The organism is Clostridium caldaquaticum (genome assembly GCF_023806125.1).
Lineage (GTDB): Bacteria > Bacillota > Clostridia > Clostridiales > Clostridiaceae > Clostridium_AT > Clostridium_AT caldaquaticum.
In genome coordinates, this window is the sequence record NZ_JAMSKT010000014.1 from 23,077 (window position 1) to 46,621 (window position 23,545).

Consider the following 23,545-nt stretch of genomic DNA (forward strand, 5'->3'; position numbering starts at 1 on the left):
TCATATATTAAAAATTATGGTGGTAAGTTTAAATGAAAGAATATTTTATAAAAGAGGCTTTAGAGGAAGCAAAGAGAGCATTAAAGCTAAAGGAAGTTCCTGTAGGAGCTGTTATAGTTAAGGATAATAAAATCATTTCAAGGGCACATAACCTTAAAGAAACTTTAAAGGATCCTTCAGCTCATGCAGAAATTATTGCTATAAAAAGAGCCTGCACAGTTTTAAATAACTGGAGGCTTAATGGCTGCGAAATATATGTTACTTTAGAGCCTTGTCCTATGTGTGCTTCAGCAATAGCACAAGCTAGAATAAGCAGGCTTTATATAGGCACCTTTGACCCAACAGCAGGAGCCTGCGGCTCAGTAGTAGATTTAACAGGTAATTCTTACTTAAGATATAAAACAGAGGTTAATTGGATGTACCATAAGGAATGCAGTAATATATTAAAGGAATTTTTTAAAAATAGGAGATAAGGCATTAATTACAATTGATTTAGCAGATGAATTTATAGTATAATTATATGGAATTAAACATGGAGAGATGTCCGAGTGGCCTATGGTGACGGTCTCGAAAACCGTTGTGCATAATTTTATGCACCGAGGGTTCAAATCCCTCTCTCTCCGCCAAAAAAATGCTGCAGTAAACTATTAAAAGTTACTGCAGCGTTTTTTATACTCCGCCTAATTCAAGAAGCCTATCCATATTATCAAAAATATTGTTATCAACACTGCTGTGTATATTAACCTCCAGTACATCATAAAGCTTTCTAAGCTGCTTTATAATTTGATCCTTAGATTCATCGTCGTTTATAAGAAGGTACATCTTACTTTTTGTACCATCACCTATTCTTCCGCATAATATACCTTCAAGGTTGAAAGCTCTTCTTGCAAATAACCCTGTAATGTGAGTCATAACTCCAGGATGGTTGTTAACTATTAATTCTATAACAAAGTAACTATTAGTTATCATAATATTCACCACCTAACATTTCAGTGTTTCCAGCACCAGGAGGTACAATTGGAACTACATTTTCGTTTGCTCTAACCGGTATATTTATAAGAACAGGACCTGGCTTTAACAAGGCTTCTTCAAGTGCTTCTAAAGGCTTAGCTTCTTTTGAAATGTCATAAGCTTCAACACCAAAGCCTCTGCTTATGGCTGCAAAATCAGGATTGCTTAAAAACTTTGACGCAATATAACGTCCATTATAAATCATTTCCTGCTGTTGTCTTACAAGTCCAAGATGACCATTGTTTAAAATAAGCACCTTTACATTAAGGCCTAAGTCGGATAAGGTTGCTAATTCCTGAATGTTCATAAGAATAGAACCATCTCCGCTGAAACACACAACGGTTTTGTCTTTGTTTTCAAGTGCTGCACCTATTGCTGCTGGAAGTCCAAAGCCCATAGTTCCAAGTCCGCCAGAAGTTAATAAACTGCGTGGATATTTAAATGGATATACTTGTGCAGTCCACATTTGATGCTGCCCTACATCTGTAGCAATTATAGAATCTTTTGGAACAATACTGCTTACATGCTTTATTATATTAATAGGATGCATAAAGTCATCTTTATCAGGCATAACAAAAGGATGTTTAGCTTTCATCTCTCTGACTCTTAAAAGCCAGTCTTCTCTTGGGTTTTCTTCAATAATATCGGTTATATCTATAAGTGTGCTTTTTACATCGCCATTTATAAATAAATGTGATTCTTTTATTTTATTTATTTCAGATTCATCAATATCAATATGAATTATCTTAGCATTAGGGCAGAACTTTGAAGCATTTCCAATAGCTCTGTCATCAAACCTTACTCCAAGAGCCAGAATTAAATCTGATTCATTCATTAAAAAGTTAGTATAGCGAGCTCCATGCATACCAAGCATACCTAAGTACAACTCACTGTCAGGGTTAAAAGCACCTAAGGCCATTAATGTGGAAGCTACGGGAATATTGTTTTTAACTGCAAGCTTATAAACTTCTTCTGAAGCATTGCTGCTTATAATACCACCGCCAATATATAAAATCGGCTTTTGTGAACTATTTATCATTTCTGCAGCCTTTTTAACAAGTTTTTCACAAGTAGCAGTTTTAGTGTTTTTATACACATAAGGTTCTGGCCACTCATCAAACTCTATTTCTTGAAGCTGTATATTTTTAGGTATATCAATATTAACAGGTCCCGGCCTTCCTTCTCTTGCTATTTTAAAAGCCTCTGGAATTACGTAGAATAATTCTTCAACAGACCTTACTAAAAAATTATGCTTTGTTATAGGTATTGTAAGTCCATAAGTATCAACCTCTTGAAAAGCATCGGTACCTATTGCCCCATAAGGAACCTGCCCAGTGATTGAAACTATAGGAACGGAATCAAGTTTTGCATCTGCAATAGCTGTAAGTAGATTTGTTGCTCCAGGTCCTGAGGTTGCAAAACAGACTGCAACTTCCCCGTTAGACCTTGCCATACCTTGAGCAATAAAAGCAGCTCCTTGTTCATGCCTTGATAGTATATGATTTATACTGCTCTCATATAAAGCATCATAAAGCGGCAGGTTTGATCCTCCAGGAATACCTATAATATTTTTGATTCCTTGTCTTTCTAGCAATTTGATAGTTATAGCTGCTCCGCTATACTTCATAAAAAGCCCCCCTTTTAGTCAAAATATTTATTGATAAAAAACCCTTCATCCTTACTAAACAAGGACGAAGGGTAAACTCCGCGGTACCACCTAGATTTGTATAAAAATACACACTCAATACAGCACGGGCAAAAAACCGATGCTGCTTCCCTTTTAACGATGGGGTTACGGTTAAAACTACTCTCAATATTTTTTATATTGATTTCATTTAACAACTCCGAGGCTACCTTCTATATATCCTTCAGGGGAAATTTCCACCAGCATTCCCTCTCTAAGCTTCAGAATATATATACTCCTCCTCATCAAAGCTTTTATCTGAAAATTCTATTTTTTAAATTTTACAATATAAATCTTGCATAGTCAATAGTTTTTTTAAAACTTTTTTAATAGAAAACAATATCAGGCTAAAGCTTTTTTTATTTAAGCTTTTTATTTTTTTGCTCTATTTTAAGTATAAATTAAACTATGCTTAAATAAGATTTAATAGTATAGGTATGGCAATACAGGAGGAATATTCAATAAAATGAAGGTTAAAGTTGATATTTTTTCAGGATTTTTAGGAGCAGGAAAAACTACTTTAATAAAAAAGCTCATAAGTGAAGATTTATATAAAGAAAAGGTTATTGTTATTGAAAATGAATTTGGAGAAGCAGGTATAGATGGAAGCATTCTTAAAAAAACAAATATTGAAGTTAAAGAAGTAAATGCAGGATGTATATGCTGCAGCATATCAGGAGATTTTAAAAGAGCCTTAAAGGAAGCGGCCTATAAATATAATCCTGACAGAATTATTATAGAGCCTTCAGGAGTTGCAAAGCTTTCGGAAGTTATGGCAGCCTGCAGCAGCTTAGAGTTAAGAAGTTTTTTAGAGCTTAACATGATAATTACAGTAGCAGATGTATTAAAATTTGAAATCTACAGCAGAAACTTTGGTGAGTTTTATAAAAATCAGATTATAAATGCTAAAACCATAGTGCTAAGCAGAACACAAAATGCAAGCATAGATAAGATATCTCAAATTAAGGATTATATATATAACTTAAATGCTAAAGCAGTAGTAGTAACAACTCCTTGGGATAAGCTTTCTTCAAAGAGAATAATTGAGCTTGCACAAAGTGCTGAAAAAATGAAGCTTCAGGAGGAGGTTAATTTAATAAGAAAACCTATAGGAAGCACAAATTTAAAAACTTTAAAAGCTCATAGAGGAGATGAAATATTTCAAACTATAGGCTGGGAAACCCCAAAAAAATTTCAATACAAAGCTTTACAAGATAAATTAAACAAAATTAATGACTGCAGAGAATATGGAGATGTTTTAAGAGCAAAAGGAATAGTTGAGATAGAAAATAATGAATGGATTCAGTTTGATTATGTACCAGGAGAATTTGAAGCAAGAAAAACAACTCCTGATTATTCAGGAAGAATTTGTGTGATCGGTGTTAATTTAAATAAGCAGAATTTAAATAAATTATTCGGATTATAAATGAGGTAAATAACTATGAATATTAAAATTGAACTTGAAATTGTAACTGGCTTTATTGGTTCAGGAAAAACCTTGTTTATAAACGAGCTTCTTAATAAAACACTAGTAACAGGTGAAAGAGTTCTTATTATACAATGTGAAGACGGAGAAAAAAGAATAAAGGTACCTGATAGGAAAAAAAGCAAGGTTATAATAAAAGAATACAACCCTTCAAAAGCTTTAACAGAAGCCTGCCTTAAGCAAATGATTAATTTTTATAATCCCCACAGAGTTATTATTGAGCTTAACGGAATGAGAAGGTTAGAAGAAACTTTAATGTTACTTGAAGGAGAGCTTAATGAAAGTTTTTTAGAACCTATAATTTACTATATTGCAGATGCAGCATCTTTTGAAATATTTTATAGTAATATGACAGAACTTATTGCACCTTTTATAATCCACAGCAGCTTAATAATAATAAATAACTGCGGTATTATAGATTTTAAAAAGAAAAAAAACATAATAGCTCAAATAGAGGCTTTAAATAACAATGCCTTCATAATACAAATAGATGATATAAGTAAATTAGGAGAGGCACTTTTAGATAAAGATTTATTAAGCAGAGGTTTAGTAAAGAAAATATTAATAAAATTAAAAAACAGTATTTTAAGGTGGAATACAGTATGATTGAGAATTTTTCGGTAATTTTTTTAAGCATAGTGCTGGAGGCACTGCCTTTTGTAATGCTGGGTGCCTTTATTTCATCAATTATACAAATTTATGTATCGGAAAATACAATAGCAAAAATACTGCCTAAAAATAAGTTTATCGGACTTCTTGCAGCTTCCCTTGCAGGCTTGGTGTTTCCAGTATGTGAATGTGCAATCATACCAATTACAAGAAGACTTATTAAAAAAGGTGTACCTTTAAATATAGCCGTTACCTTTATGCTGGCAGTACCTATAGTAAATCCTGTAGTGCTATTATCTACCTATTACGCCTTTCACAGCAAGCCTTATGTAGTGTTTATAAGAGGAGGTTTTGGACTATTAGCTGCAATTACTATAGGATTTTTAACAGGAATAATGGAGGAGAAAAAAAACCCCTTAAAACCTTCATTTATAGAAAATGACAGTATTTGCAGCTGTGGCTTTGATCACAGCTATAAAAAGCAAAAGTCTAAATTTTTAGAGATAGTGCAGCATATGAATATGGAGCTTTATGATATAGGTAAGCTCTTAATACTTGGTGCTTTTATATCTGCAGCATTTCAGACAATAGTTTCAAGAAAATACATATTGCTTGTGGGAGAGCACTCAATATATTCAATAACAGCTATGATGCTTTTTGCCTTTGTATTATCTTTATGCTCAGAGGCAGATGCCTTTATAGCCAGTACTTTCCTAGGGCAATTTTCCTTAGGAGGAATAGTTTCATTTTTAATATTAGGTCCTATGATTGACATAAAAAATACTTTAATGCTTACAGCTTCTTTTAAAAGCAGATTTGTTATTAAGCTTATATTTTTAGTCTTTATCATCTGCTTCATTATAGGATATATCATAAATGCAGCAATTAAAATAGGAGTAATTCAATGAAGAGATTTAATAAGAATGAATTTTTATGGTTTTTAATATTGTTTTTTTTCACTGTATACATATATTATTTAATTTCAACAGGAAAAATATTTCTTTTTATTCACCCTAAATTAATAGTTTATACTTCTTTTTCTTTTGTTATATTTGGAACTCTTACTGTATTCCAGTTTTTTAACATATTTAAAGTCAAAACAAGAGCTAAGATGAAAAATGGATTTTTATTATTTGCTTTTGCTCTAGTAACAGCAGTTTTTATAGCTCCTGGAGGACTTACCCCTGATATTATAAACCAGAAGGGAGTAATTTTAGTCAGCTCAAATAATATAGAAAATATAGGAAAGCATACTCACAGTAAAGAAGAAATAATAATCGGTAATACAATTGAGTTTAATGCAAAAAATTATATACACTATTTAGAGGAACTTAGCAGCAATATTGAAAAGCATAAAGGTAAAAAGGTTAAAATAAGCGGATTTGCTTATAAAGAAGAAAATTTAAATAAAAATGAGTTCATGCTTTTTAGAATACTTATAAATTGCTGTGCTGCGGATTCACAAGTTTTTGGTATAATGTGCAATTGGGATAAGGCAGAAGTTTTAGAAAAGGACAGCTGGGTAAATGTAGAAGGAATACTTAAAGTTAAAGATAATCGCCCATTTATTTTGGTTAAAAAACTTGAAAGAGCTGAAAAGCCAGTTAATACTTATATTTATGAATAGAAAAAAGCTAGAGTAATTAATTACTCTAGCTTTTGGTGGAGGAAGATGGATTCGAACCATCGAAGTCAGAGACAACAGATTTACAGTCTGCCCCCTTTGGCCGCTCGGGAATTCCTCCATATGGAGCTGGCAATAGGAATCGAACCTACAACCTGCTGATTACAAGTCAGCTGCTCTACCGTTGAGCCATGCCAGCATACTAATTTTAAATGGTGGGCACAACAGGGATCGAACCTGTGACCCTCTGCTTGTAAGGCAGATGCTCTCCCAGCTGAGCTATGCGCCCGTGTCTTTGAGGCTTAACATCTCAGCGACGAATTTTATTATAACTGGAATATTAATATTCATCAACTGTAAAAATTGACTGTTATATTAAATTAGCTCGCTGTATATATTAATTATCTCGTTTTTTCTTTTGTTTAGATATAAGTTTTATATTTATATAACTCTTAGTACCATAATAAACTATAGAGGGAATAATATACTATTAAGAATTTTAAGAGAAATTACTTGACTGTATGAACTGTAGTTGGTATAATCAATCTTGTCGTTAGGCAATAAAGCTTAAGACAATAATTAAATAATATAGTTTCATGAGAATCTGGAGAGATGTCCGAGTGGTTTAAGGAGCACGCCTGGAAAGCGTGTATAGGGGATACTCTATCGGGGGTTCGAATCCCCCTCTCTCCGCCATTTAAACTTTCCGTGCTAGATGGGGAACTAGCGGTGCCCTGTAACCTGCAAACCGCTACAGCAGGATTGAATTCCTCGCCTAGGCTCTAATCTGTGAGGTCTGGTCTATAAAAGTGGCGTTGAGAATCGGGTCCCACGCAACGGAAACTCATGAACCCCGTCAGGTCCGGAAGGAAGCAGCGGTAAGTGATAATTTTCGTGTGCCGTGGATTAACCTGGTTTGAGCTAACTGTATAGATAACGCTCATATGTTATCAGTCAAAGCGAGGTGCACGGTTTACATAATGTATAATTGATATTAAAGATGCTAAATAAGCATCTTTTTTGTTTTAATTACGGTGTTATTAAGGTATAATATAAGTTAGTTATAATCTGCAAAGAGGTGAGAGAATGGCATATACAGCTTTATATAGAGAGTGGAGGCCTAAAACCTTCAGTGACGTTGTAGGTCAAAAGCACATAACTACAACACTGAAAAACCAAATAAAGACTGGCAGGGTAGCACATGCTTATCTCTTGTGCGGAACTAGGGGTACAGGAAAAACTTCTACTGCTAAAATACTTGCAAAGGCTGTAAACTGCCTTAATATACAAGATGGTGAACCTTGTAATGAATGTGAATCCTGCAGAAAAATTAACTCAGGATTATCTATAGATTTTGTTGAATTAGATGCAGCTTCTTATAGAGGTATAGATAAAATAAGAGATATAATAGATGAAGTTCAATACCCTCCAAGAGAAGCAAAATATAAAGTTTATATAATAGACGAAGTTCACATGCTTACAAAGGAAGCAGTAAACGCCTTCCTTAAAACTTTGGAGGAACCTCCAAGCAGGGTTATGTTCATACTTGCAACTACAGACCCTCAGATGCTTCCTATAACTATACTCTCAAGGTGTCAAAGATTTGATTTTACAAGAATAAAATCACAGGATATATTTGAAAGGCTTAGAAAGATAGTAAAAGAGCAGGGAATATTAGCTGATGATAAAAGTTTAAACTTAATAGGCAGAATGTCTGACGGAGCAATGAGAGACGCTTTAAGTATACTCGATCAGGCTATATCTATGGGTAATGGCAAGGTAGAGTATGAAGCAGTTATAAATATGCTTGGACTTGTTACAAACGAATACTTATTAAAGCTTACAGATGCTGTTATAGAAAAAGATGTGGAAAAGTCTATGAAAACAGTTGACGATGTAGTTTTCAGCGGTAAGGATGTTTATAACTTTATAAAAGATATAATTAACCATCTTAGAAACCTTATGATAGTTAAAGTAAGCAAAAATCCCGAAGATATACTGGATATGTCTGAAGAAAATATAAATAGCTTAAGGGAGCAGGCACAAAGAATAAGAATAGAAGAAATAATGAGGAGTATCAGAATACTTCAGGAGGCAGAAGAGCAATCAAAATGGAGCAAGCAAAGCAGAATCTATCTTGAACTTGCTATAATAAAGCTTTGCAAAATTGAGTATGATACTTCTAAAGAAGTTATTTTAGCAAGGCTTAACAGGCTTGAAGAAGCCTTAAGACAAGGCAAGATAACAGTAACTGCAACAGAAGCAGCTCCTGCACCTTCAAAGGTTATTAGAAAGCAGGCAGCACCAGATCAGAAAAAAATAGAAGATGTAAAAGAAGTTTTAACTGAAGAGCACAGAGTAAGCTCTAATTTAAATATAAACTCTGTAAAAAAATCCTGGAGAGATGTATTAGAGATGATAAAAGCTAGAAGACATATGGTTATATATGCTTCTTTAATTACAGGTGAGGTTTATAGCTGCAGCGAAGGAGTAATACAGATAAAATTTGATGATATGTATGCTTTTAACAAACAAAGGCTTGAAAAAGAAGAAAACAGAAAAATAGTAGAAGATATATTTTCACAGGCACTAAAAGAAAAAGTCAGAATAAAATATATTGTAGACCAAAAACAAGAACTGGAAAAATCTCCAGAGGAGCTTTTAAAAGAAACTTTTGGAGAAGAACTTGTGGAAATAATTGATGAATAGGTATATAATTCTTTTTGTATAATTATATACCTGAAGACGTAATTAAAAGATAAAAATAATATATCAGGAGGTTTTAAGTTATGGCTAGAGGCGGTTTCCCAGGTTTCGGCGGTGGAGCTAATATGAATAATCTTATGAAAACAGCACAGAAATTCCAGCAGCAGATGGAAGAGATGCAAAAGGAGCTTGAAAATAAGAGATACGAAGAAAAAGCAGGCGGCGGTGCTGTAACTGCTGTTGCCAATGGCAAGAAACAAATTGTAGATTTAAAGATAGCTCAGGATGTAGTAGATCCGGACGATGTTGAAATGCTTCAGGATTTAATACTTACAGCAGTAAATGCAGCACTTAGAAAGGCAGAAGCAGATACTGCAAATCAAATGGGTAAATTAACAGGCGGATTAAACATACCAGGATTATTCTAAAATTAGTTATCAGGAAGAAGTTAGGATTAATTTTCCTAGCTTCTTTATTTATTTTTGTACATTGATTATAATTTTTAATGTATATGTTTAAATTAAGATTAGTTACAGACTAAAGAAATGGAGGAACTAACATGGATTTTTATCCCGTTGCTATAGAAAAACTTATAGAAGAATTTGCCAAGCTCCCTGGTATTGGTTATAAAACTGCACAGAGACTGACGCTGCATGTTTTAAATCTTCCCCAGGAGGAAGTGAGAGAATTTGCAGAGGCTCTTGTTAAAGCCCGTGGAACTATAAAGTACTGCTCTGTCTGCGGAAACTTTACAGACAAAGACCCTTGCAGCATATGCAGTAATCCAAGCAGGGACAGCAGCATGGTATGCGTAGTAGAACAGCCAAAAGATATTATGTCTATGGAAAAGGTAAGAGAATACAACGGAGTATATCATGTGCTTCATGGAACTATCTCCCCTATGGCAGGAAGAGGACCAGAACAGATAAAGCTTAGAGAGCTTATAAGAAGGTTAAACGGAAGTGTTAAAGAAGTAATTGTAGCTACAAACCCTAATATAGAAGGTGAAGCTACAGCTATGTATATATCGAAAATAATAAAACCCTTGGGAGTAAAGGTAACAAGAATAGCTCACGGAATTCCAGTTGGCGGTGATTTAGATTACGCTGATGAAGTAACTCTTTCAAAGGCTTTGGAAGGAAGAAGAGAAATTTAGTATAAAACATGTATACAAATCTCATTTTGTGTCAATGATTTTAATAAAAATAGATTGTCCAAAATGGGAGGATATGTATGAATAAAGCAGGCATAATAGAGTATTTATCAAAAAAATTAAAGTATAGTAAGGAGCAATTGGAGCTTATTGAAGCTATAGATGAAGCAAGGGAAGAATTAAATATTACAAGGCAGTACTTTGAATCAGTAAACGACCCCCAGCTTGTTGACTACGCCATATACAAAGAAGAGGCAGCAAAAGCTCGTTTATCTTATCTTTTAAAACAGGCAAAAGAAAAGGGAATAAGGGTGGACGCAAGTCTTATGCTGGATGAAATGGAAGCGGTATAATTTTATTAATATAAATAAAGCCCCTTGAATATAATTGTTATATATAATACAGTATATGTAAATAAAGAAATGCAAGGGGGAAAAAGAATGGAATACATGGGATACTTTCTAATAGCTGTTATAGCTTTATTTTTAATTGTAAAAATATTTTCCTGGCCAATAAAAATACTATTTAAGCTTATAATAAATGCAGTATTAGGTGTAATACTGCTTCTAATTGTAAATTTTTTCGGTTCCTATTTTCATTTTTATATCGGAATAAACTGGATAACAGCTTTAATAGCCGGTTTCTTTGGAGTGCCTGGAGTAATATTTCTTATAATATTTAAATTGTTTTTATAGTAAAAAAACTGCTAATTTAATTGGCAGTTTTTTTTACGTCTTCATTATCCAGTTTTTTAAGCATATCTACTTCATATAAATTTCCTCCGCAAACACTGCACTTTTGATTAGGTTCAGTGTTTGCAGTGTACCAAACACGCCCGCAGTTTTCACATACCAATTTTATCAATAATTCCACCCCCAAAGTTGTAACCCAATACTATATTTATTAAGCTCATTAATAAATATGCCTGTACATAAAAAATATTTAAAATAAAAAGCAGAATAATCAGCTGTATTTAATAACAACAAAGTACGTAGAATTTTCAGGTATGGTATAAATTACATGTATTAATAAATATTTTTTCAACAATATTTTATTAATTTATTTAAAAAATTATGTTATAATACAATAAATAAATATTTTTTATAAATGTTTTGTTATCAATTGTCGAACTTTTCAAGAAAATGCGTTTGTATGCAAAAGGATTTTATTATATATTATATAATGGTTATGTAACTGTTTTTCAGGGGTAGGATTGCTGAATTTTTAGGAATGGGATTCATTTTTGTATGTACAAGCGTAGTAAAATTCTATTTTGTGAAGAATAATTTTAAAAATATAGTACATAAATATAACTATTAAAATGTCCAAATAAACTTAAAGATAAAATGTTTATTATATTGTATTAATATTTACAAAATAAAGAATTATATGATTTTGATAAGGGGGTAGATTTTATTGGAGGATTACAAAATTCAAACAAAAAATGAGCATGTTTTAATATTAGAAACCAATACTAAACCAGTGTATGAAATTTTAAAAAGATGTTTTGATGTAGTTAGTTCTTTATTGGCTATAATAGTTTTATTACCGTTATTTATAATAATAATTATATTAGTTAAATTGGATTCAGAAGGATCGGCTTTTTTTGTTCATAAAAGGCTTGGGAAAGATAGAAAATTTATAAAAGTTTATAAATTTAGGACAATGAAAAAAAATGCGGAAGAATTGCTTGAGAATCTAGCACCAGAACAAAAGGCTGAATTTGAAAAGAACTTTAAACTTGAAAATGACCCGAGAGTTACAAAACTTGGACATTTTTTAAGAAGATCTAGTTTAGATGAATTACCACAATTGCTTAATATATTAAAAGGAGATATGTCTGTAGTAGGGCCTAGACCTATAGTTGAAAAAGAAGTTAAATTATATGGAGTGTATGCAGAAAAATTGTTTACAGTTAAGCCGGGATTAACTGGAAATTGGCAGGCTAATGGAAGAAGTGATACTACATATGAAGAAAGAGTACAGCTTGATATGGATTATATAGATAATAGAAGTTTTTTATTAGATATTAAAATTATTTTTAAAACAGTAATAAGTGTTTTGAAATGGGAAGGTGCTAGATAAATTAGGATGTATTGAGAGATTAGTATTATAGAATAATTTATAATATATATGGTGGATATCTGTTTATGAATAAGTTAAATAAAGAGGAGTTTGAAAATTAATGGATATAAAAATACTTGTTGCAACACATAAAAAATATGCAATGCCACAAGAAAAAATATATATACCTTTGCATGTTGGTAAAGAAAGTAAAGAAAAATTAGATTATCAAGGAGATAATACTGGAGATAATATATCGATAAAAAATGCAAATTATTGCGAATTAACAGGACTTTATTGGGCTTGGAAAAACTTAAAATGTGATTATATAGGTTTATGTCATTATAGAAGATATTTTACAAATAAAAATTTGTTTATACGAGTTTTAAAGAAAAATAGCAAATTTGATTTAATATTAAAAAAAATAGAAATTGAAAATTTATTTAAAAAATACGATATCATTTTACCTAGAAAAAGAAACTATTATATTGAAACTATAAAATCACATTATGAACATGCACATAATATAAGGGATTTAGAAGAAACTAGAAAAATCATAGAGCAGAAGTATCCTGAGTACTTAAAAAGTTTTGATGCAGTGATGAAAAGAAGAACATTATATTTGTTCAATATGTTTATAATGAAAAAAGAACAATTTGATAATTATTGTAAGTGGGTGTTTGATATTTTGTTTGAATTAGAAAAACGAATAGACATCTCACATTACAATAATTATCAGAAGAGAGTATTTGGATTTTTAAGTGAAAGATTGTTTAATGTTTGGTTGGAGTATAATTGTAATTTTATAAAAAAACAAATTAGGGTAATAAATTTAGAAAAAACAAATTGGTACAATAAAATTAATGATTTTATCTTAAGAAAAATAAATTTTACTAGTAAATTATAGAGGTTTACAATATATTTTTATTTACTGTTTATGTTTAAGAATGGAGTAGATATATGCATATTACTATTTTAGGATATATATTTATACCTTTAGGTATGGTTTTATTTTTTTTTCTTAAAAGTGATTATTTATTATTTTTAACTGTTATGTTTTCTGGTTTTACTGCATCAAGTGTTATAAATGTTGAATATATTAGTTTTGGACTTGCTCCAAGTTATTACTTTGGTATGTTATTTATTATTAAGTATATTTTTATTGTATTAAAAAATAAAAACTTAGTAAAACCAAATTTTTATTTAGCGTTGTTTATTATAATTTCTTTTATATCAATGATGTTGTCAAAATTTTTGAATAATGAGGGGATATTGGTATACGGCATAGGAAATGGACTTAGGCTTAAAGTAGTAGAGTTTTCAATGCAAAATATTACTCAATATATGTATCTAATTTTTGCATTTATTATATATTGGTTAATTAAAGATAGATTAAAAGATGATATAAGTTTTATTAATAAAATAATAAAAGTATATTTGTTTTCAGGATTTATTATTTCATTAATTGGTTTTTATCAAGTTGTAGCATATTATTACAATTTATCTTTTGATATAATATTTAGATCTAATCCTTTAGGGTGGCAGCAAGGAATTAGGATATATGCTGTAGCAGCAGAACCTTCAATGATGGCATATTTTATTGTTCCGACATTATCTTTAGCATTTTCATACAAGAAAAAAGTAGGAGGATTAAATAGCTATATAATTTTTATATTGCTATTTATATTAGGTGTATTAACAACATCTACTACTTTTTTAATAGGAATAATAGGATTTGCAGTAGTTTATTTTTTTAGGAATATAATTAATTATAGAACAATAATAAAATATTTAACATTTGTAGGTGTATTGGTGTTTATTGTTATAGTTATATTTAATTTTAATGAGGAAATAAGGATTAGGTTATGGGATAAAAGTATTGCAAAATTACAGTTAAATAATGCATCAGGTGTGTCTAGATATGAAGTGTTTTCGCAAATGATTTCAGTAGGATTTATGTATCCGTTTTTTGGTGTAGGATTTGGTTCAGGAAGAAGTACAGATTTATATTCTCATTTGTTTGCAACTACTGGTATAATAGGTAGTGCAACATTCTTTATATATATTTTTTATAGTTTTTATAAAATGTTAAAATATTCAAGAAAAAATTATTTAAAAGAAATAAGTGATGGATATGTTTATTTTTTGTTTACGTTTTTAATATGTTCTATTTCTGTACCAGAATTTATGTTTCTATTTTTTTGGGTAAATTTTGGTGTAATAGATAGTATTATACTAAGTTATAAGAGTTTTGAGACATGTAATAAGAGGAATATTGATAAAAATTTACAAAAGAAATGTTATAAAAACATTCGTGATATCAAAATTGAAAGGAGATGGAAAGTTATTGTATTTTTATATATGTTCTACTCCATATCATGTATTATTAAGTTTATGTAATATATTTTTAACAAAAAAGAAATCAGTACTTTATTTAAGTACTCATGATAATAATTCATTTAAAATATTTTTAAGTTATAAAGAAAATTTGAAAAAGTTAGATTTGATTAGCGAAATTTATATAAGAAAAAGAAATAAAAAAAAAGAAAAAATAAAAATTGAATCTATAAAAGATAGGATAGAGTATATTAAAATAAAACCTAAATTATCAAATTCAAAAGTATATAATTTTGCATGGAATGCTTATTCATTGTACACAACATCTAATTTTTTATATAAAAAGTCAAACATTGTATTTTTTATAGAAGAAGGGGCTTATCAAAATGTAAATCCAAAACCATCAAAGTTAATACTTTTTATTAAAAAATATATTTACGGTATCTCTACAGATTTTTATAAAGATGAGAAATTGAAAAAAATATTAGTTCAATATCCTGAAAAGTATCCAAAACATTTAATAGGTAAGATAGAAAAGTTTGATGTTAACTTATTGTTTAATAGATTAACTAAATATGAAATACAGAGTATAGTAAAAATATTTTTATCTGATTATGATATTGAAAAATTAATTAATATAAAATCTAATAAAAGTATTATAATATTAACTCAACCTTTATCAGAAGACGGATTTATAAGTGAAAATGAAAAGGTTAATCTTTATAAGAAAATAATAGATAAATATAATAATTACAGTGTGGTTATAAAAAAGCATCCTAGAGAAAAAACTAATTATTGTTTTGAAAATGTAACAGAGATAGAGGGAGCATTTCCTAGTGAGATTTTTTCATTTATAGGTATAAGGTTCAATAAAGCTATTGGTATATGTACTAGTGCTATTACATTGATAGATGCAGATGAAAAAGTAAATTTAGACGAAGATTTCTTAAAGAAAAATAAACGCTAAAATAAATATTAAAATTTAAAAAACTAAGGAGGCAATTTTGTATTATGTATAACAAACCAAGATTAATCGCAGAAGTAGGCTGTAACCACAAGGGAGAAATGGAAATAGCAAAGGAGCTAATTAAAATAGCTGCAATATTCTGTAAGGCAGATATAGTCAAATTTCAAAAAAGAAATAATAAAGAATTACTAACCCCAGAACAATACAATGCTCCACACCCAAATCCAGTAAATTCATATGGAAAAACATATGGAGAACATAGGGAATATTTAGAATTTACTTTAGAGCAGCATAGGCAATTAAAAGAATGGTGCGAAGAGTTTGGAGTAGTTTATAGTACATCAGTATGGGATTTAACATCAGCAAAGGAAATAACGTCACTTAAACCAGAATTAATAAAAATACCATCTGCATGTAATAATCATTATGAAATGTTAGATTGGTTATGTATTAATTATGAAGGTGAAATACATATATCTTTAGGTATGACGACACATGAAGAAGAAGACAAGCTTATAAGATTATTTGAAGAAAAAGGAAGAAATAAAGATTTAGTACTATATAGCTGTACATCTGGATACCCAGTACCATTTGAAGATTTATGTTTACTTGAAATTAAAAGATTAAAAGAAAGCTATGGTCATAGAGTAAAAGAAATAGGTTTTTCAGGACATCATTTAGGTATAGCAGTTGACATAGCAGCTTATACTTTAGGTGCTACAACTATAGAAAGGCACTACACACTCGATAGAACATGGAAAGGAACTGATCATGCTGCTTCTTTAGAGCCAGATGGAGTAAGAAGATTAAAGCGAGATTTAGAAGCAACATATAAGGCTTTAGCATACAAAAAAGAAGAGTTATTAGATATCGAAAAAATTCAAAGAGAAAAATTAAAGTATAGAGAAAGATAGAGAGGTGCTATATATGAACGTAGCATTTATACCTGTAAGGGGTGGAAGTAAGTCCATCCCTCTTAAAAATGTAAAAATAATTAACGGAAGACCACTAATATATTGGACTTTAGATGCAGCGATAGGCTGTGAGGATATTGATGAAGTAATTGTTGCTACTGACAGTGAAAAGATTAAACAAGTTGTTAATAATTATAATTCGCCTAAAATTAAAATTGTTGGCAGATCAGAGGAAACTTCAACTGATACTGCATCTACTGAATCTGTTATGTTAGAGTTTTCATATAGATATAGTTTTGATAATATTGTTTTAATTCAAGCTACCTCTCCGCTTTTAACTTCAGAAGATTTATCTAGAGGCTTGAAAAAATTTAAAGAAAATAATATAGATTCTGTTTTATCAGTTGTAAGACAAAAGAGATTTATCTGGTCAGAAATTAATAGAATAGCTAGGCCTATGAATTATGATTATCTTAATAGACCAAGAAGACAAGAATTTGAAGGTTTTTTAGTTGAAAATGGAGCTTTTTATATAACATCCAGAGAACGATTATTAAATAGTAAGTGTAGAATATCTGGAAATATTGGCCTTGTTGAAATGAATGAAGATACATATTTTGAAATTGATGAACCAAGCGATTGGATTATTATTGAAGAATTATTAAAAGTTAAGAAAGGAGAAAATTTACATAAATTTGATTTAAATAATATTAAAATGTTGATTACAGATAGTGATGGTGTTTTAACTGATGGAGGTATGTATTATAGTGAAAACGGAGATGAGTTGAAAAAATTTAATACTAAAGACGGCATGGGTTTTCAATTACTTAGAGAAAAAGGTATTAAAACAGGTATTATAACTGGTGAAAATCGTAAGTTAGTTGAAAATAGAGCAGTAAAAATGAAGATAGATGAATTACATATGGGTATTTCTAATAAGTTAGAAGTCATTAATAACATATGTAAAAAATATAATATTTCTTTAAATGAGATAGCTTATATTGGTGATGATATTAATGATATAGAAGTTATTGAAGCAGTAGGATTTGGTTGTTGTGTAAATGATGCAATGCAATTAGTTAAAGAAACTGCTAAGTATATAACAAAAGCAAATGGTGGTCAAGGCGCTGTTAGAGAAGTAGCTGAATTGATTTTAATGCATAAAAATTAGTTTTAAAAATTTAAGAAGGTGAAAAATGAGTGTTGTAAAAAATTATATTTATAGTGTTCTCAGTGGAGTTTTGCTTACTATTATACCTATAATAACAATACCATATATCGCCAGAGTTTTAGGTAAGGAATATACAGGAATACATTCTTTCACTTTTAGTATTGTTCAATATTTTGTTATGTTTGGTTTAATGGGGACATTAACATATGGAAATAGAGCTATTGCATATGTTAGAGATGATTTAAAAAAAAGAAGTAAAGTTTTTTGGGAAATATTTTATTTAAATTTTTCATTAGTATTTTTAACTACTATAGCTTACTTTATAGCTGTTTTTGCTTTATTTGATTATAATTTAAGAAAATATTATATAATACAATCAATTAATCTTTTTGCAGCAGCTGTAGATATTACTTGGTTTTTCTATGGTATGGAAGAATTTAAAAAAACTATTTCAAGAAATATGATAATAAGAATCACTGGAGCAGTGTTAATTTTTATCTTTGTAAAAGACTCAACTCATATATGGAGATACAGTGTTATTATTGCAAGTTCAAGTTTATTGGGCAACTTAACACTTTGGATGTATGTTCCTAAGGTTATTATCCTGCAGAGTATTGTACCTAAGAAGGTTTTATGTCATTTTATTCCTAGTTTTAAATTATTTATTCCTAGAATTGCTGTGCAGGTGTATACATTATTAGACAAAGTAATGTTAGGTATTATGAGTACTAAGGCTATTGTGGGCATATATGAGTTAACAACTAACATTACTAAAATGCCGTTACCTTTAATAACTTCATTAGGTACAGTAGTAATGCCAAGAATATCTTTTTTATTTGCAAATAATGATCATAATAAAATAAAAGATTATTTAAATAAAACTTTTAAATTTCAAACATATATATCATTATTACTATATTTTGGAATAACTGGTGTTTCGTTTGAATTTGTGCCTTGGTATTTTGGTAAAGGATATGAATTATCAGTTCCTTTAATGTGTATATTAAGTGTTACAATAATAGGTATTTCATGGAGTAATGTTATTGGTGCTCAAATGATGATACCAATGCAAAAGGAGAAGGAATATACAATATCTTTATTTATAGGAGCAGGTATAAATTTTTTAATTAATTTACTTTTAATTCCTCGTTATAATGCTATTGGTGCTGCGATAGGTACAGCTATTGCAGAATTAGTAGTTGCTGTTTCTCAACTAATATTTGTGAGAAAAATTTTGAATATAAAAGAATTGTTTAAAGATATTTGGAAATGTTTTATATCAGGTATAGCTATGTTAGCAATAATAAGATCAATAGGATTATTTAGTTATAGTAGTATATTAACAACAATAATTCAGATATCTTTAGGAACTATTGTATATATATTAATACTAATATTGTTAAAGTCAGAAACTAATGAGTTATTGATTTGTTCAATACATAAAATGTTAAAAAAGAAAATTAAATAAGAATTTATTGTATTCAAATTATTTGGATACAATAAAAGAATATACTGGTAGGTGGTTGATGTGATAAAATATGATTATTTAATAGTTGGAGCAGGACTTTTCGGTTCAGTTTTTGCCTATGAAGCAGCAAAGGCAGGGAAAAAATGTTTAGTAATTGATAAAAGAAATCATATTGGCGGTAATATATATTGTGAAAATATAGAAGGAATTAATGTACATAAATATGGGGCTCATATATTTCATACAAGCAATAAAAAAGTATGGGAGTATGTAAATAGTTTTACAGAGTTTAATAGATATACAAATTCACCAGTAGCAAACTATAAAGGTGAGATATATAATTTGCCATTTAATATGAATACTTTTAATAAGCTTTGGGGGGTTATTACTCCTGAAGAAGCAAAAGATAAAATTGAGCAGCAAAGAAAAGAGGCAGGAATAACTAAGCCAAATAACTTAGAAGAACAAGCAATATCTTTAGTTGGAACTGATATTTATGAGAAGTTAATTAAAGGGTATACAGAGAAGCAATGGGGCAGAAATGCAACTGAACTACCAGCGTTTATAATTAAAAGATTACCAGTAAGGTTTACTTATGACAATAATTATTTTAATGATAAATATCAAGGGATACCTGAAGGTGGGTACAATATAATAATTGAAAAAATGCTTCAGGCAGCAGATATTAAGCTAAATACTGATTTTTTTGAAAATAGAGAGGAATTAGAGACTTTAGCAGATAAAATTGTATTTACAGGAATGATAGATGAGTTTTATAATTACAGATTTGGTCATTTGGAATATAGAAGTTTAAGGTTTGAACATGAGATATTAGATACTGATAATTATCAAGGAAATGCAGTGGTAAATTATACAGAAAGAGAAATACCTTTTACAAGAATTATAGAACACAAGCATTTTGAGTTTGGTGAGCAGGAAAAAACAGTTATAACAAGGGAATATCCTGCAGAATGGAAGATTGGTGATGAGCCTTATTATCCTATAAATAATGATAGAAACAATGAGCTGTTTAATAAATATAGAGAACTTGGTGAAAAAGAAGAAAAAGTGATTTTCGGTGGAAGACTTGCAGATTATAAATATTATGATATGCATCATGTTATTTATAATGCGTTAGAGGCTGTAAAAAAAGAGTTTGGAAATTGAATGCCAATTAAACCTTGACAATTGAAAATATTTTAATAAAAATTGGATAAATTTGATGATATATAGCTGATTTTGTTTACAAAAAATGGTATTAATTTACTTCCAATTTATGTATAATTTAATTATACGTAAAATAGAGAGTAGAGGTGTAAGCAGAATTGAGCGCTATAGATATTGCTAATATTAAATATGAATTGACAGCCAATAATAAATTAATTAAAGCTATAGTTGATCTGAAGGAAAAGCATGCAAGTTCTATTATTGATAATGAGTTAATTATAAAATTTGATTTATATGATAATATGTTAAATGTTTCTATAAAAAATATCAGTAGTATGCCTGTTGTTTTAAACAACCTCAGGTTAAATTTATTTTCAACAGAATACAATAAAGAAGCGTTTTTTATTATTAATCCAAAGAATTTCAGTGAAAAAATAACTTGTATGCCTATACAAAAAGTTAATAACGAAAAAATAAAATCTCATTTGTTTGAGATTTTTGTTGATGAGGAAAATTATGTGAGTAAAATTTTTGGATTTTTAGGCTGTCAATTTTCGGGAAACTTTATTGAAAATGTTGTAAAAAGAAACGAGCTTAAAATAAATGCGGTTTATAATTTTGTAAATCAGGAATTGCAGCCAGAAGAGGAGTTTAATTTAGATGCTATTTATATAAAAGACGGAGTAAATATATTTTCACTTTTAAATAATTTTATTGATAGAATGGTTTGTAAGTTTGATACTGAGGAAGATTATAATAAAAAGTTAGTATTAAAAAAATCCGATGTATATAGTATTTTATTCACTTACAGAGCAAATAAAAATACACTTAAAATAAATAATAAACCAGTATGTATTAAAAATGGAAAAAAGAAGCTTTATGCGGTGGATATATCCAATGAAGAAGGAAAAAAACAAGTGTTTATAAATGCAAATGCAGTTTTAACTCGGGCAAATGCTTTAGATTTAAATGGTATATGCCAGTTAATAAAAATCATTGAAGATAATAAGCTTTTTAATGTTTATTTTGAGTTAAACAAGCTGTTTATTTTGCTTAAAAATCATTTTAAAGGAGTAAAGTTTTTCTCAGAAGATTATCCTTTAGGTTTATTTTTAGATAATATTATTTTAGAAAATAACAAACTTGCACTTAATGAAAAAAAGAGTTTTATGAGTTTAATAAGTAAAAGAAAAGATAATTATGCTATAAATTATGACTTTTTTATTAAGCTTGTAATGCAAAGAATTGTATCCTATTCCAATCAGAATGTTTCTATGAATAACAAGAAGATTGATGAACTTATGTATATTGTTTCAGGAGGTTCAAATTTAGAGCTACTATCAAATAAAGAGCTTATAAACATGGCTGAAGATTTAGATATAAGTCATCCTATTATTCCGTACATAAAAAATGAAAAGGTTTTTGCAACGCTTTTAACAGGGAAAAAATATATGTATCTTGCAGTATTTAACTTACAAAAAGATATTATAAAATTTTACTGCGATTTAAAAGCTTGCTCAGGATACAGAGAAAAAGATGGAGTTGCTACTGAAATTTACTCAAATAATAACTATCTTATATCTGATGGAAAGATATACATCAGGGATTTGTCTCCTATGAATTGCTGTTTATTTAAAAAGATAAAAGTAAATCCAGCAGTATAAGTAGTAATAGCAAGCAATTTTATTCCAGTAATCTACTTATACCGCAAATAATTCCAAGGTGAAGTTAGCAAAAAGTCTTTAACTTTGCCTTTTTTTAATTTATAATAGAAAATGACTGTATATATTTATATAGAGTTTTTAACTCATAAGGAGGAAGACTATGGAATTACAAGAATATTTAAGTATTTTAAAGAAAAGATGGAGCTTAATAGTTATTGTTACTTTAGCAGCCACACTTGTTAGTGGTATAGTAAGTTATTTTGTAATTCAGCCCACATATAAATCTGATATTTCTGTAATAATAGGAAAACAGGATAATACTGCTTCACAAACAACATCTATGAGCTATAATGATGTTATGATGTATCAAAAGCTTGTTAAAACTTACAGCGAGCTTGCTAAATCCAGGACAGTTGCAGAACATACAATCAATGCTTTAGGTATAGATATGAAAGTAAGTACTCTTCAGGGAATGATATCTGTAGCACCAAAGGGAGATACGGAATTTTTAACTATTACAGTAAAATCAAAAGACGCTAAACAAGCTATGGATTTAGCTAATCAGCTGGCAAAATCCCTTAAGGCTGTAAGTTCAGATGTAAAAAAAGTGGACAATGTTCAAATACTTGATCCTGCACAGCTTCCTTTAAATCCAGATAGTCCAAAGCCGCTACTGAATATGGCTATAGCATTTTTCTTAGGGTTAATGGTTTCTGTTGGAGTAGTGTTTTTACTTGAATATCTAGATAATACTGTGAAAAATCCAGATGATATAGAAAAACTATTGGATATACCAGTTATAGGAACAATACCTTTTATTACAGATGCTAATAAATAATGAGGTGAAGGTATGCATAATGAGATGATTTCAATTAAAAATCCAAAATCTGCAGCGGCAGAGGCGTTTAGAACACTTAGAACTAATATACAGTTTTCTTCTCTTGACGAGGAGTTAAAAACTATAGTAGTAACTTCTACTCAGCCAGGTGAAGGAAAAAGCACTGTTGTATCAAATCTTGCAATTACTATGGCTCAAACAGGAAAAAAAGTTTTACTTATAGATTGCGACCTTAGAAAGCCTACCATTCATAAAAAGCTTGGTATATCTAATCAAGATGGACTTACAAGCCTTTTATCTAAGGAAAAAAGTGCAGAGGAGGTTATTAAAGCTTCTAGTATTCCTAATTTTTATGTTTTAACAAGCGGACCAATACCACCAAATCCTGCGGAACTTTTAGGAAGTAAAAGATTTAAAGCTTTAATAAAGGAATTAGGTGAAGTATTTAATGTAATACTTTTAGATGCTCCACCGGTTCTAGCTGTAACAGATGCACAGCTTCTGTCTACTTTCTGCAGCGGCGTTGTTTTTGTAGCAGGATATGGACAAGCTGAAAAGCATGCTATAGTAAGAGCTAAGGAGCTTATAGATAAAGTAGGCGGGAAAATTCTTGGTGTTGTAATTAATAAGATACCAGCTAAGTCTAAAAGCTACTATTATTATAGTTATGATTATAAATAAA

The 23,545-nt window shown here is 29.6% G+C and carries 24 protein-coding genes, 5 tRNA genes, 1 other RNA gene and 1 other annotated feature; of the genes, 24 read left to right on the forward strand and 6 right to left on the reverse strand.

Annotation, left to right across the window (positions count from 1 at the left end; genetic code table 11):
- Nucleotides 1-32: 32 nt before the first annotated feature.
- Both M2651_RS10020 and M2651_RS10025 read left to right on the forward strand, forming a co-directional pair.
- Complete coding sequence (locus tag M2651_RS10020; RefSeq protein WP_252132217.1) at nucleotides 33-473, forward strand: nucleoside deaminase; 441 nt, start codon at nucleotides 33-35, stop codon at nucleotides 471-473.
- Between the two features lie 61 nt (nucleotides 474-534).
- Nucleotides 535-626: transfer RNA gene (locus M2651_RS10025), tRNA-Ser, on the forward strand.
- 43 nt (nucleotides 627-669) lie between these two features.
- Here M2651_RS10025 and M2651_RS10030 read toward each other — a convergent pair.
- Both M2651_RS10030 and ilvB read right to left on the reverse strand, forming a co-directional pair.
- Complete coding sequence (locus M2651_RS10030; RefSeq protein ID WP_252132218.1) at nucleotides 670-969, reverse strand: ACT domain-containing protein; 300 nt, start codon at nucleotides 967-969, stop codon at nucleotides 670-672.
- On the reverse strand, nucleotides 959-2,638 hold the full coding sequence (gene ilvB / locus M2651_RS10035; protein WP_252132219.1) for a biosynthetic-type acetolactate synthase large subunit: 1,680 nt from the start codon (nucleotides 2,636-2,638) through the stop codon (nucleotides 959-961). Before ilvB ends, M2651_RS10030 begins: the two co-directional genes overlap by 11 nt.
- 57 nt (nucleotides 2,639-2,695) lie before the next feature.
- Nucleotides 2,696-2,953 (reverse strand) — a binding site (T-box leader).
- Nucleotides 2,954-3,161: 208 nt separating this feature from the next.
- On the opposite strand from ilvB, the gene M2651_RS10040 reads away from it, so the two are divergent.
- From M2651_RS10040 to M2651_RS10055, 4 genes are read left to right on the forward strand one after another with little or no spacing between them, the layout of a single operon-like run.
- Nucleotides 3,162-4,121 (forward strand): CobW family GTP-binding protein, encoded by a 960-nt coding sequence (locus M2651_RS10040; RefSeq protein WP_252132220.1) that lies wholly within the window; start codon nucleotides 3,162-3,164, stop codon nucleotides 4,119-4,121.
- Nucleotides 4,122-4,136: 15 nt separating this feature from the next.
- Entirely contained in the window at nucleotides 4,137-4,787 is a 651-nt protein-coding gene (locus tag M2651_RS10045) for a GTP-binding protein (RefSeq protein ID WP_252132221.1), read from the forward strand.
- The gene (locus tag M2651_RS10050; RefSeq protein ID WP_252132222.1) at nucleotides 4,784-5,698 is read left to right on the forward strand and encodes a permease; all 915 of its coding nucleotides are present in this window, start codon (nucleotides 4,784-4,786) and stop codon (nucleotides 5,696-5,698) included. Before M2651_RS10045 ends, M2651_RS10050 begins: the two co-directional genes overlap by 4 nt.
- The gene (locus M2651_RS10055) at nucleotides 5,695-6,417 is read left to right on the forward strand and encodes a TIGR03943 family putative permease subunit (protein ID WP_252132223.1); all 723 of its coding nucleotides are present in this window, start codon (nucleotides 5,695-5,697) and stop codon (nucleotides 6,415-6,417) included. Before M2651_RS10050 ends, M2651_RS10055 begins: the two co-directional genes overlap by 4 nt.
- A 33-nt stretch (nucleotides 6,418-6,450) precedes the next feature.
- Here the strand turns inward: M2651_RS10055 and M2651_RS10060 are convergent.
- From M2651_RS10060 to M2651_RS10070, 3 genes are all read right to left on the reverse strand, one after another.
- Nucleotides 6,451-6,535 (reverse strand) — tRNA-Tyr (locus tag M2651_RS10060).
- 3 nt (nucleotides 6,536-6,538) lie between these two features.
- Nucleotides 6,539-6,613, reverse strand: a tRNA-Thr gene (locus M2651_RS10065).
- A 14-nt stretch (nucleotides 6,614-6,627) separates the two neighbouring features.
- A tRNA-Val gene (locus tag M2651_RS10070) sits at nucleotides 6,628-6,703 on the reverse strand.
- Between the two features lie 317 nt (nucleotides 6,704-7,020).
- Between M2651_RS10070 and M2651_RS10075 the strand changes: the two genes are divergently transcribed.
- The 7 genes from M2651_RS10075 to M2651_RS10105 all read left to right on the forward strand — a co-directional run bounded on the left by M2651_RS10075 (nucleotide 7,021) and on the right by M2651_RS10105 (nucleotide 10,968).
- A tRNA-Ser gene (locus M2651_RS10075) sits at nucleotides 7,021-7,110 on the forward strand.
- A 10-nt stretch (nucleotides 7,111-7,120) separates the two neighbouring features.
- Nucleotides 7,121-7,386, forward strand: an RNA gene (ffs, locus tag M2651_RS10080) — signal recognition particle sRNA large type.
- A gap of 114 nt (nucleotides 7,387-7,500) precedes the next feature.
- Nucleotides 7,501-9,123, forward strand: a complete 1,623-nt coding sequence (dnaX, locus tag M2651_RS10085) for a DNA polymerase III subunit gamma/tau (RefSeq protein ID WP_252132224.1) — start codon at nucleotides 7,501-7,503, stop codon at nucleotides 9,121-9,123.
- A gap of 80 nt (nucleotides 9,124-9,203) precedes the next feature.
- A complete protein-coding gene (locus M2651_RS10090; RefSeq protein ID WP_252132225.1) occupies nucleotides 9,204-9,548 on the forward strand; it encodes a YbaB/EbfC family nucleoid-associated protein in 345 nt (114 codons plus the stop codon).
- Between the two features lie 131 nt (nucleotides 9,549-9,679).
- Entirely contained in the window at nucleotides 9,680-10,276 is a 597-nt protein-coding gene (gene recR / locus M2651_RS10095; RefSeq protein ID WP_252132226.1) for a recombination mediator RecR, read from the forward strand.
- Between the two features lie 77 nt (nucleotides 10,277-10,353).
- Nucleotides 10,354-10,626, forward strand: coding sequence for a YaaL family protein (locus M2651_RS10100; RefSeq protein ID WP_252132227.1), 273 nt, complete (start codon nucleotides 10,354-10,356; stop codon nucleotides 10,624-10,626).
- A gap of 87 nt (nucleotides 10,627-10,713) precedes the next feature.
- Nucleotides 10,714-10,968 (forward strand): pro-sigmaK processing inhibitor BofA family protein, encoded by a 255-nt coding sequence (locus M2651_RS10105; RefSeq protein WP_252132228.1) that lies wholly within the window; start codon nucleotides 10,714-10,716, stop codon nucleotides 10,966-10,968.
- A gap of 16 nt (nucleotides 10,969-10,984) precedes the next feature.
- Here M2651_RS10105 and M2651_RS10110 read toward each other — a convergent pair whose 3' ends face one another.
- The gene (locus tag M2651_RS10110; RefSeq protein WP_252132229.1) at nucleotides 10,985-11,137 is read right to left on the reverse strand and encodes a hypothetical protein; all 153 of its coding nucleotides are present in this window, start codon (nucleotides 11,135-11,137) and stop codon (nucleotides 10,985-10,987) included.
- 567 nt (nucleotides 11,138-11,704) lie between these two features.
- Between M2651_RS10110 and M2651_RS10115 the strand changes: the two genes are divergently transcribed.
- The 11 genes from M2651_RS10115 to M2651_RS10165 all read left to right on the forward strand — a co-directional run bounded on the left by M2651_RS10115 (nucleotide 11,705) and on the right by M2651_RS10165 (nucleotide 23,544).
- Entirely contained in the window at nucleotides 11,705-12,358 is a 654-nt protein-coding gene (locus tag M2651_RS10115; protein ID WP_252132273.1) for a sugar transferase, read from the forward strand.
- Between the two features lie 100 nt (nucleotides 12,359-12,458).
- Nucleotides 12,459-13,244 (forward strand): DUF4422 domain-containing protein, encoded by a 786-nt coding sequence (locus M2651_RS10120; RefSeq protein WP_252132230.1) that lies wholly within the window; start codon nucleotides 12,459-12,461, stop codon nucleotides 13,242-13,244.
- 53 nt (nucleotides 13,245-13,297) lie between these two features.
- Nucleotides 13,298-14,737, forward strand: a complete 1,440-nt coding sequence (locus M2651_RS10125) for an O-antigen polymerase (RefSeq protein WP_252132231.1) — start codon at nucleotides 13,298-13,300, stop codon at nucleotides 14,735-14,737.
- A complete protein-coding gene (locus tag M2651_RS10130) occupies nucleotides 14,685-15,641 on the forward strand; it encodes a glycosyltransferase family 52 protein (protein ID WP_252132232.1) in 957 nt (318 codons plus the stop codon). The genes M2651_RS10125 and M2651_RS10130 overlap by 53 nt, the downstream gene beginning before the upstream one ends.
- A gap of 44 nt (nucleotides 15,642-15,685) precedes the next feature.
- On the forward strand, nucleotides 15,686-16,555 hold the full coding sequence (locus tag M2651_RS10135; RefSeq protein ID WP_252132233.1) for an N-acetylneuraminate synthase family protein: 870 nt from the start codon (nucleotides 15,686-15,688) through the stop codon (nucleotides 16,553-16,555).
- Between the two features lie 13 nt (nucleotides 16,556-16,568).
- Nucleotides 16,569-17,726 (forward strand): acylneuraminate cytidylyltransferase, encoded by a 1,158-nt coding sequence (locus M2651_RS10140; RefSeq protein ID WP_252132234.1) that lies wholly within the window; start codon nucleotides 16,569-16,571, stop codon nucleotides 17,724-17,726.
- Between the two features lie 25 nt (nucleotides 17,727-17,751).
- Nucleotides 17,752-19,194 carry an oligosaccharide flippase family protein gene (locus M2651_RS10145; protein WP_252132235.1) on the forward strand — a complete coding sequence of 481 codons (1,443 nt, stop codon included), beginning with the start codon at nucleotides 17,752-17,754 and terminating at the stop codon, nucleotides 19,192-19,194.
- 60 nt (nucleotides 19,195-19,254) lie between these two features.
- Nucleotides 19,255-20,361 carry a UDP-galactopyranose mutase gene (gene glf, locus M2651_RS10150; RefSeq protein WP_350338297.1) on the forward strand — a complete coding sequence of 369 codons (1,107 nt, stop codon included), beginning with the start codon at nucleotides 19,255-19,257 and terminating at the stop codon, nucleotides 20,359-20,361.
- A gap of 158 nt (nucleotides 20,362-20,519) precedes the next feature.
- Nucleotides 20,520-22,025: a hypothetical protein gene (locus M2651_RS10155; protein WP_252132236.1), complete on the forward strand. Its 1,506-nt coding sequence runs from the start codon at nucleotides 20,520-20,522 to the stop codon at nucleotides 22,023-22,025.
- Nucleotides 22,026-22,185: 160 nt separating this feature from the next.
- Nucleotides 22,186-22,863, forward strand: coding sequence for a YveK family protein (locus M2651_RS10160; protein ID WP_252132237.1), 678 nt, complete (start codon nucleotides 22,186-22,188; stop codon nucleotides 22,861-22,863).
- Between the two features lie 12 nt (nucleotides 22,864-22,875).
- Nucleotides 22,876-23,544, forward strand: coding sequence for a CpsD/CapB family tyrosine-protein kinase (locus M2651_RS10165; protein WP_252132238.1), 669 nt, complete (start codon nucleotides 22,876-22,878; stop codon nucleotides 23,542-23,544).
- Nucleotide 23,545 lies beyond the last annotated feature (1 nt).